Annotated in this window: 12 protein-coding genes and 1 tRNA gene; 11 read left to right on the forward strand and 2 right to left on the reverse strand. The window is 73.0% G+C overall.

The genetic code is table 11. The annotated features are described in order from the left end of the window. Positions 1 to 3 precede the first annotated feature (3 nt). From glp to AB0E88_RS12525, 6 genes are all read left to right on the forward strand, one after another. Positions 4 to 1,326 carry a gephyrin-like molybdotransferase Glp gene (gene glp, locus AB0E88_RS12500; RefSeq protein ID WP_361628236.1) on the forward strand — a complete coding sequence of 441 codons (1,323 nt, stop codon included), beginning with the start codon at positions 4 to 6 and terminating at the stop codon, positions 1,324 to 1,326. An 86-nt stretch (positions 1,327 to 1,412) separates the two neighbouring features. Beyond that, positions 1,413 to 1,925: a cyclic pyranopterin monophosphate synthase MoaC gene (gene moaC / locus AB0E88_RS12505; protein ID WP_361628239.1), complete on the forward strand. Its 513-nt coding sequence runs from the start codon at positions 1,413 to 1,415 to the stop codon at positions 1,923 to 1,925. Further along, positions 1,922 to 2,428, forward strand: coding sequence for a MogA/MoaB family molybdenum cofactor biosynthesis protein (locus AB0E88_RS12510; RefSeq protein WP_361628242.1), 507 nt, complete (start codon positions 1,922 to 1,924; stop codon positions 2,426 to 2,428). Before moaC ends, AB0E88_RS12510 begins: the two co-directional genes overlap by 4 nt. 20 nt (positions 2,429 to 2,448) lie before the next feature. Beyond that, positions 2,449 to 3,084, forward strand: coding sequence for a GNAT family protein (locus AB0E88_RS12515; RefSeq protein ID WP_361628245.1), 636 nt, complete (start codon positions 2,449 to 2,451; stop codon positions 3,082 to 3,084). A 215-nt stretch (positions 3,085 to 3,299) separates the two neighbouring features. After that, a complete protein-coding gene (gene glpR / locus AB0E88_RS12520; RefSeq protein WP_361628248.1) occupies positions 3,300 to 4,484 on the forward strand; it encodes a gephyrin-like molybdotransferase receptor GlpR in 1,185 nt (394 codons plus the stop codon). Positions 4,485 to 4,556: 72 nt separating this feature from the next. After that, a tRNA-Ala gene (locus tag AB0E88_RS12525) sits at positions 4,557 to 4,630 on the forward strand. 315 nt (positions 4,631 to 4,945) lie between these two features. Here the strand turns inward: AB0E88_RS12525 and AB0E88_RS12530 are convergent. Next, positions 4,946 to 5,422, reverse strand: a complete 477-nt coding sequence (locus AB0E88_RS12530) for a GNAT family N-acetyltransferase (protein WP_361628251.1) — start codon at positions 5,420 to 5,422, stop codon at positions 4,946 to 4,948. Between the two features lie 79 nt (positions 5,423 to 5,501). On the opposite strand from AB0E88_RS12530, the gene AB0E88_RS12535 reads away from it, so the two are divergent. Continuing rightward, positions 5,502 to 6,305, forward strand: coding sequence for an exodeoxyribonuclease III (locus tag AB0E88_RS12535; protein ID WP_361628254.1), 804 nt, complete (start codon positions 5,502 to 5,504; stop codon positions 6,303 to 6,305). 104 nt (positions 6,306 to 6,409) lie between these two features. Here the strand turns inward: AB0E88_RS12535 and AB0E88_RS12540 are convergent, their stop codons facing one another. After that, positions 6,410 to 7,063, reverse strand: a complete 654-nt coding sequence (locus tag AB0E88_RS12540; RefSeq protein WP_361628257.1) for a MerR family transcriptional regulator — start codon at positions 7,061 to 7,063, stop codon at positions 6,410 to 6,412. A gap of 152 nt (positions 7,064 to 7,215) precedes the next feature. On the opposite strand from AB0E88_RS12540, the gene AB0E88_RS12545 reads away from it, so the two are divergent. From AB0E88_RS12545 to AB0E88_RS12560, 4 genes are all read left to right on the forward strand, one after another. Next, positions 7,216 to 8,769, forward strand: coding sequence for an NAD(P)/FAD-dependent oxidoreductase (locus AB0E88_RS12545; RefSeq protein ID WP_361628260.1), 1,554 nt, complete (start codon positions 7,216 to 7,218; stop codon positions 8,767 to 8,769). Then, complete coding sequence (locus tag AB0E88_RS12550) at positions 8,766 to 9,695, forward strand: alpha/beta hydrolase (RefSeq protein ID WP_361628263.1); 930 nt, start codon at positions 8,766 to 8,768, stop codon at positions 9,693 to 9,695. Before AB0E88_RS12545 ends, AB0E88_RS12550 begins: the two co-directional genes overlap by 4 nt. Continuing rightward, entirely contained in the window at positions 9,692 to 10,576 is an 885-nt protein-coding gene (locus AB0E88_RS12555; protein WP_361628266.1) for an SDR family oxidoreductase, read from the forward strand. Before AB0E88_RS12550 ends, AB0E88_RS12555 begins: the two co-directional genes overlap by 4 nt. A gap of 87 nt (positions 10,577 to 10,663) precedes the next feature. Continuing rightward, on the forward strand, positions 10,664 to 10,870 hold the full coding sequence (locus tag AB0E88_RS12560) for a hypothetical protein (RefSeq protein WP_361628269.1): 207 nt from the start codon (positions 10,664 to 10,666) through the stop codon (positions 10,868 to 10,870). Positions 10,871 to 10,917: the final 47 nt, after the last annotated feature.

The following is a 10,917-nucleotide window of genomic DNA, read 5'->3' on the forward strand; positions in this document are numbered from 1 at the left end:
ACCTTGAGCAGCGCCGCGTCCCGCACCCCGGGCCCCGACCACCTGTGGTCGGTGGACGAGCACCTGGAGGACGTCCTCACCACCGTGCGCCCCCTGGAGCCGATCGAGCTGCAGCTGCTCGACGCCCAGGGATGCGTCCTGGTCGAGGACGTCCCGGTGCCCGTGTCCCTGCCGCCGTTCGACAACAGCTCGATGGACGGCTACGCGGTGCGGGTCGCGGACGTGGCCGGCGCGAACGAGGAGTTCCCGGCGGTCCTGGAGGTCGTCGGGGACGTCGCGGCGGGCCAGGCCGACCTGCTCCATGTCGGCCCCGGCCAGGCCGCCCGCATCATGACCGGCGCCCCGCTGCCGCCCGGCGCCGAGGCCGTGGTGCCCGTGGAGTGGACCGACGGCGGGCTCGGCGAGGGCCCGGTGACCGGCATGCGCGCCCGCGCGCTCGCCCCGGAGGGCGCCGAGGGGCACGTACGCGTGTACCGGCCCGCCGAGGCACGCGCGCACGTGCGCGCGGCCGGCAGCGACGTCCGGGCCGGCGACCGCGCCCTCGCGGCGGGCACCGTGCTCGGCCCGCCGCAGATCGCCCTGCTCGCCGCGATCGGCCGCGGCACGGTCCGGGTGCGCCCGCGCCCGCGTGTGGTCGTGCTGTCCACCGGCAGTGAACTGATCCAGCCCGGTGAGCAGTTGGCGCCGGGCCAGATCTACGACTCCAACAGCTTCGCCCTCACCGCCGCAGCCCGTGACGCCGGTGCCATCGCCTACCGGGTGGGCGCCGTCGCCGACGACGCCGAGACGCTGCGCTCCACCATCGAGGACCAGCTGGTGCGCGCCGACCTGATGGTGACCACCGGCGGGGTGAGCGTCGGGGCGTACGACGTCGTCAAGGAGGCGCTGGCGCACGTCGCCGACGAGGACGAGGCGGGCGGCGGTGTGGAGTTCCGCAAGCTCGCCATGCAGCCCGGCAAGCCCCAGGGCTTCGGCTCCATCGGCCCCGACCACACCCCGCTGCTCGCCCTGCCGGGCAACCCGGTGTCGTCGTACGTCTCCTTCGAGCTGTTCGTCCGGCCCGCCATCCGCGCCCTGATGGGACTTCAGGACGTGCACCGGCCGAAGGCCACCGCGACGCTGTCCGCGCAGAAGCCGCTCACCTCCCCGAAGGGCCGCAGGCAGTTTTTGCGCGGTGCCTACGCCGACGGCACGGTCACCCCGGTGGGCGGCACCGGCTCGCATCTGATCGCGGCCCTCGCGCACGCCAACGCCCTGATCGTGGTGCCCGAGGACGTGGAGTCGGTCGCGCCCGGCAGCGAGATCGAGGTCGTCCTGCTCGGCTGAGCCCTCCCGGCCCGAGGTACCGTGTCGCGCACAACACAGGCCCGCGCGCCGCACCGCGCCGGGCCCGGACCGGGAGCGCCACCACCATGACTGTGCCCAACCGGGGGGAGACCCCCGGACAGCCCGTGCAGGACCGCCTGACGCACATCGACGACGCGGGTGCCGCCCGTATGGTCGACGTGTCCGGCAAGGACGTGACCGCGCGGACCGCACGCGCCAGCGGCCGCGTCCTCGTCTCGCCCCGTGTGGTCGAGCTGCTGCGCGGTGAGGGCGTCCCCAAGGGCGACGCCCTGGCCACCGCGCGGATCGCCGGGATCATGGGGGCCAAGCGCACCCCCGATCTCATCCCGCTGTGCCACCCGCTCGCCGTGTCCGGTGTGAAACTGGACCTGTCGGTCGCGGACGACGCCGTGGAGATCTCGGCCACGGTGAAGACGACGGATCGTACGGGCGTCGAGATGGAGGCCCTCACCGCGGTCTCCGTCGCCGCGCTCACCGTGATCGACATGGTCAAGGCGGTCGACAAGGGAGCGGTCATCACGGACGTGCGGGTGGAGCACAAGACGGGCGGCAAGTCGGGCGACTGGAGCCGGGCATGAGCTACCGGGCCCTGGTCGTCACGGCCTCCAACCGGGCCGCCGCGGGTGTCTACGAGGACCGGGGCGGGCCCTTGGTCGCCGACGGCCTGAAGCGCTTCGGCTTCGACGTCGACGGCCCGCGCGTGGTGCCCGACGGCGACCCGGTGCGCGATCAGCTGCGGGCGGCGGCCGAGGACGGCTACGACGTGGTCGTGACCACCGGAGGCACCGGGCTCTCGCCCACCGACCGCACGCCGGAGGCCACGCGCGCGGTGATCGACTACGAGGTGCCGGGCATCGCGGAGGCGATCCGCGCGTTCGGCCGGGGCAAGGTGCCGACCGCGGCGCTGTCGCGCGGACTGGCCGGTGTCGCCGGACGGACCCTGATCGTCAACCTGCCGGGGTCGACGGGCGGAGTGAAGGACGGCCTGGCGGTCCTGCAGCCGCTGCTGGTGCACGCCGTCGACCAGATCCGCGGCGGCGACCACCCCAGACCCGACACCGGAAGCGGGGGTGCGAGCTGAACGGCTCATCCTGGCCCGTGGTGCTGGCCGAGGGCGATGTCGTCCTGCGGCCCATAAGGATGCGCGACCAGAGCGCCTGGCGCGAGGTCAACCGGCGCAACCGGGACTGGCTGCGGCCGTGGGAGGCGACCATCCCGCCGCCCACGCCGACCGGCCCGATCGCGCACCGGCCGACCTACCGGCAGATGGTGCGGCACCTGCGCAGGGAAGCGCGCGCGGGCCGGATGCTGCCGTTCGTGCTCGAGTACCAGGGCCGGCTGGTCGGGCAGTTGACGGTCGCCGGGATCACCTGGGGATCGATGTGCTCGGCGCATGTCGGCTACTGGGTGGACGAGGCGGTGGCCGGCCGCGGTGTGATGCCGACGGCCGTGGCGCTCGCGGTCGACCACTGTTTCCGCAACGTCGGCCTGCACCGCATCGAGGTGTGCATTCGCCCCGAGAACGTGCCCAGCCGCCGGGTGGTGGAGAAACTCGGATTCCGCGAGGAGGGGCTGCGGCCCCGCTATCTGCACATCGACGGCGCCTGGCGCGACCATCTCGTCTTCGCGCTCACGGCCGAGGAAGTCCCGGAGGGGCTGCTCGCCCGCTGGCGGCGCGCCCGGACCCGGAACGGCTCGTCGCAGCGCCCGCAGAACACCCCGGGCGACCACGGTTAGGCCGGTGGAAACGCGGCCCGATCTCCCTCCCCGGGGAAATTGAATATATGTTCGAAATTGATCGGCCCATGACCGTCTCGGGACGGTGAATTCCGCCTCGGAGTGGCCCGCTGATCGCATCGATCACAAAAAAAGTTCGAAATATCAGCCAGATCGTGCGACACACCGGCCCAATTGGCGGATGGCCTCACGCAAACCCCTCTACCGTGTGAGACGTGAGCAGCAGCGGCCTCATCTACGCAGTCATTGTCGGGGCCTGGGCCGCCTACTTGGTGCCGATGTGGCTCCGTAGGCAGGACGAGCTGAACGAGGCCCGTCCGACGGAACGCTTCAGCACCGCCATCCGGTTGCTGTCCGGACGGGCGGGCATGGAGCGCCGATACGCCAAGGACCTGCGGGCGCGCTCCGCCGACGAGGAGGAGCCCGACCTCGCCGACCCGGACGCCGTCACCGACACGGTGGACGTCCGGGCCTTCGCCGTGCCTCCGACCCGCCGTCACACCCGGGCGGCGGCCCAGGCACAGGCGTACGAGTACGACGAACCGGAGCACGAACCGGAGAGCGAGCCGGTGCACGAGCCCGAGCCCGCACCGGTACGCGGCCGGGTGCCGCAAGCCCGGCGCGCGCCCTCCGCCGAGGCGGCCGCCGCGCGCGCCCAGCGCACCAAGGTCCTCGCCCGCCGCCGGCGCACCACGGTGATGCTCTTCCTCGCCTTCACCCTCGGCGCGATCGTCGCCGCGGTCGGCGGGCTCGCGTTCCTGTGGGCGCCCGGCGTGCCCGCCGTCATGCTCAGCGCGTACATCGTCTACCTGCGCCGGCAGGAGCGCCGCCGCTTCGCCTACCAGATGGACCGCCGCCGCGCCGAGGTCGCCGCCCAGCGACTGCGCGAACGCCAGCCGCGCCGGCGCCCGCCCGTCGGCACCGGCGCGCCCGCCGACGCCGAGGAGCCGGACGCGGGGCACGACACCGCCACCGACCCCGGGCTGTCGGCGCTCGCCGCGGACCGGCGCGCCCTGGTGGAGCAGACGGACCACGCCGAGTGGGTCGACCAGCAGCGTGAGCGGCAGCGGCGCCCCGGCCACGGCGACAGCTGGGACCCGGTGCCGGTGCCCCTGCCGACGTACGTCACCGCGCCGGTCGCCCCGCGCGCCACGGCGGACGTCGACCTCGGCGCCCCGGACGCGTGGAGCTCGGCCCGCTCCAGCGCGGTCGCTCCGGAACTGCGGGACGAACACTCCGCCGCGCAGGACGCGCCCGCCGGTGCGGAGGACCGGTCGGCGGACGACGGCCGCAGTGACGCGCGCCGCGCGGCCTCCGCGCGCCGGGCCCGTGAGCGCGGACGCACGCCCCTCTTCGACCAGTACGAGGACGGCGAGCGGCCCCGCGCGGCCAACGAGTGACCCCGGCGCCCGCCCGCACGGAGCGGATTTCCGAGCACGGCGTGGGGGATGCTAAAGTTTCACTCGTTGCAAGGGCCTGTGGCGCAGTCCGGTAGCGCACCTCGTTCGCATCGAGGGGGCCAGGGGTTCAAATCCCCTCAGGTCCACGCAATGAGGGCCCCGGCGATCTTCGGATCGCCGGGGCCCTCACTCATTCCCGCAGACCGTGTGATCCTGCCCTTGTTCTCAGCGGCGCACCGCCGCCACCGTCGTGCCGGCCGACGTGACAGAGCTCACCAGCAGGCCGGGCGGGCCCAGTTGACGCGGCCGGGCGAACCGGGCGACCGGCGACGGCCGCCCCGCCGGATAGCGGGGGCCGCCCCGGCGGATCCTCGTGGGCCGCCCCGCACGGCTGCGGAGCTCCCGCGCAGCGGAGGCGGCGCCAGTGCCGATGCGAAGCGGCGCGGCGCGGCGCGGCGCGGCTACAGCGTCTTCGCGAAGCAGCGGCTCTCCTCGTGGAAGCGGTAGTAGCCGAACTTCTCGCAGGGTTCGTAGCCGCAGGAGGTGTACAGGGCGATGGCCTCGGGCTGCTTGGTGCCCGTCTCCAGGACCATGCGGACCCGGCCCGCCGCGCGGGCGTCGTCCTCCAGGGCGGCCAGCATCCGCCGAGCCAGCCCCCGGCCGCGCATGTCGGCCACCACGTACATCCGCTTCAGCTCGGCGTCGCCGTCCCGGTTGCCCTCGTGGTTGTCGTCCTGCCGTCGCCAGCCGCCGGTGGCGACGGGCCGCTCGTCGGCGTCGTACACGATGAAGTACACGCCGTTCGGCGGCTCGAAGTCGGCCGGGTCGAGGAGTGTGGCGTCGCCGCCGTCGCCGTAGCGCTCGTGGTACTCGGCCTGGACCTCGTCGTTGAGCTTGACGGCGTCGGGGTGGTCGAAGGGGACGCGACGTATAAACATGCTGAGTATCGTACTTCTATGCAGGAGGTGGGGTCTCCGGTTTTGAAGACTGTGACCAGTGTGCCGGTATCGTGCCGGGGTGCTGACTGTGACCACAGTGAACGTGAACGGGCTGCGAGCCGCCGCCAAGAAGGGCTTCGTGGAGTGGCTCGCCCGGACGGAGGCGGACGTCGTGTGCCTCCAGGAGGTGCGCGCCGAGCCGCAGCAGCTGCCGGAGGAGGTCCGCCGGCCCGAGGGCTGGCACGTCGTCCACGCGCCGGCCGCCGCCAAGGGCCGGGCCGGCGTCTCCCTGTACACCCGCCGGGAGCCCGACCGGGTCCGTGTCGGCTTCGGCTCGGCGGAGTTCGACGGCAGCGGCCGCTACGTCGAGGCCGACCTGCCCGGCGTCACGGTCGCCTCCCTCTACCTGCCCTCCGGTGAGGTCGGCACCGAGCGGCAGGACGAGAAGATCCGCTTCATGGGCGAGTTCCTCGCGTACCTGAAGGAGCTGCGCGAGCGGGCCGCCGCCGACGGCCGTGAGGTGGTGGTCTGCGGTGACTGGAACATCGCCCACCAGCAGGCCGACCTGAAGAACTGGCGCGCCAACCAGAAGAACTCCGGCTTCCTGCCGGAGGAGCGCGCGTGGCTGAGCCGCGTCCTGACCCCGGCCGACGGCGGCTACGTGGACGTGGTCCGCGCCCTGCACCCGGACGCCGAGGGGCCGTACAGCTGGTGGTCGTACCGCGGGCGGGCCTTCGACAACGATTCGGGGTGGCGGATCGACTACCACGTCTCGACGCCGGGCCTCGCCGACCGGGCGGTCAAGGGGTTCGTCGAGCGGGCCGCCACGCACGCCGAGCGCTGGTCGGACCATGCGCCGGTGACGGTGGTGTACGACCGCTGAGGGGCCGCTGCGGGGGCACCCACAAGAGCGGCCGCCGCGGGGACATCCCCAAAAGGGGCCGCCGAGGGGACACCCCCTGGAGGGGCCGCTGAGGGGACCACTCCCTAGAGGGTGTCCCGCTTGCTGAGCCGTCGGTCCAGCGCGAGGGACAGTTCCGCCTCCACCACGCTGCGGGCCAGGGGGCGCAGGCGGTGCAGGCCCTCCTCGCCGGCGTGGCGCTGGATCAGCGTGGTGAAGAGTTCGGCGAGGGCGTCGGCGTGTTCGCGGACCCGGGCACCGGCTGCCAGGACCTCGGCGAGCGGGATGCCCTCGCGCACCAGGGCGGAGGAGACGTCCAGCAGGCGCCGGCTGATGTGGACGATCTCGTCGCCGTCGGTGCCCAGGTAGCCGAGGTCCATGGCGGCGGCGAGGTTCTCGGGGGTGACCTCGCCCTCGAAGCGGGCGGCCAGCTCCTCCGGGGTGAGCCGGACCGGCTCCTCCTCGGTGGGGGTGCCGCCGACGCCGATCAGGTCGGCGACGTTGCGGCCCTGGTCGAGGGCCTCGGCGAGCTCCGCGATGCCGTTCAGGGTGTGGCCGCGCTCCAGCAGGGCGGCGATGGTGCGCAGCCGGGCCAGGTGGTGCTCGTCGTACCAGGCGATACGGCCCTCGCGGCGGGGCGGCGGCAGCAGCTTGCGCTCGCGGTAGAAGCGCAGGGTGCGCACCGTGATGCCGGCCAGCTCTGCCAGCTCCTCCATGCGGTATTCACGCTTCTCGGCCACGGGAGGAGCCTATGGTCTACCGCCGGTAACTTTCCTCGCCCACCCCCTACCCATCAGTAGGCCGCTCCTCTACTCTCCCCATTGCGCCAGTGTTCACTGGCAGAGTCTGACCGGGACCGGCAGAGTCCAACAGCGATGCGCGGAGGCTTCGGATGGCCCACGAACACGAGCATGTACGGGTGGCGGTGATCGGCTCCGGATTCGGCGGGCTCGGCGCCGCCGTGCGGCTGCGCCGCGAGGGGATCACGGACTTCGTCGTCCTGGAGCGGGCGAGCGGCGTCGGCGGCACCTGGCGCGACAACAGCTACCCCGGGTGCGCCTGCGACGTGCCCTCCCACCTGTACTCCTTCTCCTTCGCGCCCAACCCCGACTGGCCGCGCACCTTCTCCGGGCAGGAGCACATCCGCGCCTATCTGGAGCACGTGACGGACACCTTCCGGCTGCGCCCGCACATCCGCTTCGACTCCGAGGTGAAGCGGATGACCTGGGACGGCGAGCAGCTGCGGTGGCGTATCGAGACCGCTTCCGGGGATCTCACCGCCGACGTCGTCGTCTCCGCCACCGGGCCGCTGTCCGACCCGAAGATCCCGGACATCCCGGGCCTCGACACCTTCCCGGGCAAGGTCTTCCACTCCGCCCGCTGGGACCACGACTACGACCTCGCCGGCAAGCGCGTCGCGATGATCGGCACCGGCGCCTCCGCCATCCAGATCGTGCCGTCCATCCAGCCCGAAGTGGGCCGGCTCACGCTCTTCCAGCGCACCCCGGCCTGGGTGATGCCCCGTGTCGACCGGGCCATCAGCGGCGCCGAGCGGTGGCTGCACCAGCAGCTGCCGTTCACCACCAGGGCCCGCCGCGGTCTGCTGTGGGGCATCCGCGAGCTGCAGGTGCAGGCGTTCACCAAGCACCCGGACGAACTCGGCTTCGTCGAGCAGCTCGCCAAGCGCAACATGGCCCGCGCCATCAAGGACCCGGCGCTGCGCGCCAAGCTCACCCCCGACTACCGCATCGGCTGCAAGCGCATCCTGCTCTCCAGCACCTACTATCCGGCGCTCGCGCAGCCCAACGTCGATGTCGTGGCCAGCGGGCTCAGCGAGGTCCGCGGGTCCACCGTCGTCGCCGCCGACGGCACCGAGACCGAGGTCGACGCGATCATCTTCGGCACCGGGTTCCACGTCACGGACATGCCGATCGCCGAGCGGGTCGTGGGCGCCGACGGGCGCACCCTCGCCGAGCACTGGAAGGGCGGCATGCAGGCGCTGCGCGGCGCCTCCGCGGCCGGCTTCCCGAACTGGATGACGATCATCGGGCCCAACACCGGCCTCGGGAACTCCTCGATGATCCTCATGATCGAGTCCCAGCTGAACTACCTGGCCGACTATCTGCGCCAGTTGAACGTCCTCGGCGGGCGCGCCGCCCTCGACGCCCGCCCGAGTGCCGTGCACGCCTGGAACCGGCGGGTGCAGGAGCGGATGAAGCGCACCGTGTGGAACACGGGCGGCTGCACCAGCTGGTACCTGGACGCGAGCGGCCGCAACACGACCATCTGGCCGGGCACCACCGGCGAGTTCCGCCGGGCCACCCGACGGGTCGACCTCGCCGAGTACGTCGTCCTGCGGCCACCCGCGAAGTCCGCTCGGGCGTCCGCGGAGACCGAGGCCGCCGGGTCCGCCGCGGCGACCGGCACCGCGGAGGTGACCGCGTGAGCCGCCCCGCGCACGTCACCTCCGGCCCGTACGCCCCGCCCGCCCCCGCCCGCACGCTCACGGTCACCTCGGCCGACGGCGCCCGCCTCCATGTCGAGGTGCACGGACCGGACGGCGCCCCCGCCGTGGTCCTCGCCCACGGCTGGACCTGCTCGACCGCCTTCTGGGCGGCGCAGATCCGGGCGCTGTCCGGCACTCACCGCGTCATCGCCTACGACCAGCGCGGTCACGGCCGCAGCCCGGTGAGCGAGGCGTGCGGCACCGACGCCCTCGCCGACGACCTCGAAGCGGTCCTCGAGGCGACCCTCGCGCCCGGCGAGCGCGCGGTGATCGCCGGGCACTCGATGGGCGGCATGACGGTGATGGCGGCGGCCGGCCGGAAGAAGTTCCGGGAGCACGCGGCGGCCGTCCTGCTGTGCAGCACCGGCAGCTCCCGGCTGGTCGCCGAGTCCACCGTCGTGCCGATCCGGGCCGGGCGGCTGCGGACCTGGCTGACCGGGCGCGTCCTCGGCTCGCGGGCCCCGCTCGGCCCGGTCACGCCGCTCGCGCTGCGGATCCTCAAGTACGGGACGATGGGCCCCGGTTCGGCCCCACACATGGTCGAGGCGTGCGCGCGGATCGTGCACGGCTGCCCGCGCCGGGCCCGGTACGTCTGGTCGCAGGTGCTGCACCTGCTCGACCTCGACCACGGCGTACGGGAGTTGAGGGTCCCCACCGAGATCGTCACCGGCACCGCCGACCGGCTCACCCCGCCGGTGCACGCCCGGTCCCTGGCCGCCGCGCTGCCCGACTGCGCCGGGCTCACCGAGCTGCCCGGCATCGGCCACATGACTCCCGTCGAGGCGCCCGACCTGGTCACCACCAGGATCCGGGCACTGGCCGCCGCACACGTCACCACACCCGCGACACTGGAGGAGAGCGCATGAGCAAGGTGAGCCTGGAGGGGCAGGTCGCGGTCGTCACCGGTGCCGCGCGCGGGGTCGGCGAACTCCTCGCCCGCAAGCTGTCCGTGCGCGGCGCGAAGGTGGCCCTGGTCGGGCTGGAGCCCGAGGCCCTGAAGGAGGTCTCCGAGCGGCTGCACAGCGAGAGCGCCTACTGGCACGCCGACGTCACCGACCACGAGGCGATGGCGCGGGTCGCGCAGGAGGTCAAGGAGCGGTTCGGCAAGGTCGACATCGTGGTCGCCAACGCCGGTGTGGCGACGGGCGGTCCGTTCGTCGACTCCGACCCGGACGCCTGGCGCCGGGTGATCGAGGTCAACCTGATCGGCTCGGCGGTCACCGCCCGTGCCTTCCTGCCGGCGCTGATGGCCGGCCGGGGCTATCTGCTCCAGGTCGCCTCGCTGGCCGCGATCACGCCGGCGCCGATGATGACGGCGTACTGCGCGTCCAAGTCGGGTGTGGAGGCGTACGCGCACAGCCTGCGCGCCGAAGTCGGCCACCGGGGTGTGCGGGTGGGGGTCGCCTACCTGTCGTGGACCGACACCGACATGGTGCGCGGCGCCGACCAGGACGAGGTCATGCGGGAGTTGCGGCAGCGGCTGCCGTGGCCGTCCAACAAGACCTATCCGCTGGGCCCGGCCGTGGACCGGATCGTCGACGGCATCGAGCGGCGCTCCAGCCATGTGTACGGGCAGTGGTGGCTGCGCGGCATGCAGGGCGTGCGCGGGTATCTGCCGGGCCTCATCGGCACGGTGGGGCAGCGGGAGATGCGGCGCTTCGGGGACCGGCTCCAGGGCATGCGCTCGGGCCTCGTCGGCGCAGGTGGGGCGGCCGATGAGCAGGAGCGAACCACGCTGCGTAACTGATCGACATGCGCAGCGTCACAGCCCGTGTGAATCTGGTCGAGGCCCCCTCGGGGGCGACTGAATCACCCACCACAGGAGTGAACCCACATGGGCATGAAGGACAAGTTCCAGGACAAGGCCGAGCAGTGGCAGAACCAGGCTCGCGACAAGGGCGAGCAGGCCCGCGAGAAGATGGGCAACCGCGGTGCGCAGCAGCCGCAGGAGCGCCCGCAGCGTGAGCGCGGCCGCCAGGGCATGCCGGACGCGGAGCAGGAGCTGGACGAGCGCTTCGACCGCGACGAGGACATGATCTGACCTCGGCCTGACCGGTACGGCGTGGGGTGCCCGAGCTTCCTCGGGCA

This window comes from Streptomyces sp. NPDC028635 (assembly GCF_040637635.1).
In the GTDB taxonomy this organism is placed as follows: Bacteria; Actinomycetota; Actinomycetes; order Streptomycetales; family Streptomycetaceae; genus Streptomyces.

What these genes read in the sequence shown, in the direction of transcription:
- moaC (WP_361628239.1), top strand. Translation starts at nt 1,413, where the DNA reads ATGACTGTGCCCAACCGGGGGGAGACCCCCGGACAGCCCGTGCAGGAC.
- AB0E88_RS12510 (WP_361628242.1), top strand. Translation starts at nt 1,922, where the DNA reads ATGAGCTACCGGGCCCTGGTCGTCACGGCCTCCAACCGGGCCGCCGCG.
- AB0E88_RS12530 (WP_361628251.1), bottom strand. Translation starts at nt 5,422, where the DNA reads ATGTTTATACGTCGCGTCCCCTTCGACCACCCCGACGCCGTCAAGCTC.
- AB0E88_RS12545 (WP_361628260.1), top strand. Translation starts at nt 7,216, where the DNA reads ATGGCCCACGAACACGAGCATGTACGGGTGGCGGTGATCGGCTCCGGA.
- AB0E88_RS12555 (WP_361628266.1), top strand. Translation starts at nt 9,692, where the DNA reads ATGAGCAAGGTGAGCCTGGAGGGGCAGGTCGCGGTCGTCACCGGTGCC.
- AB0E88_RS12560 (WP_361628269.1), top strand. Translation starts at nt 10,664, where the DNA reads ATGGGCATGAAGGACAAGTTCCAGGACAAGGCCGAGCAGTGGCAGAAC.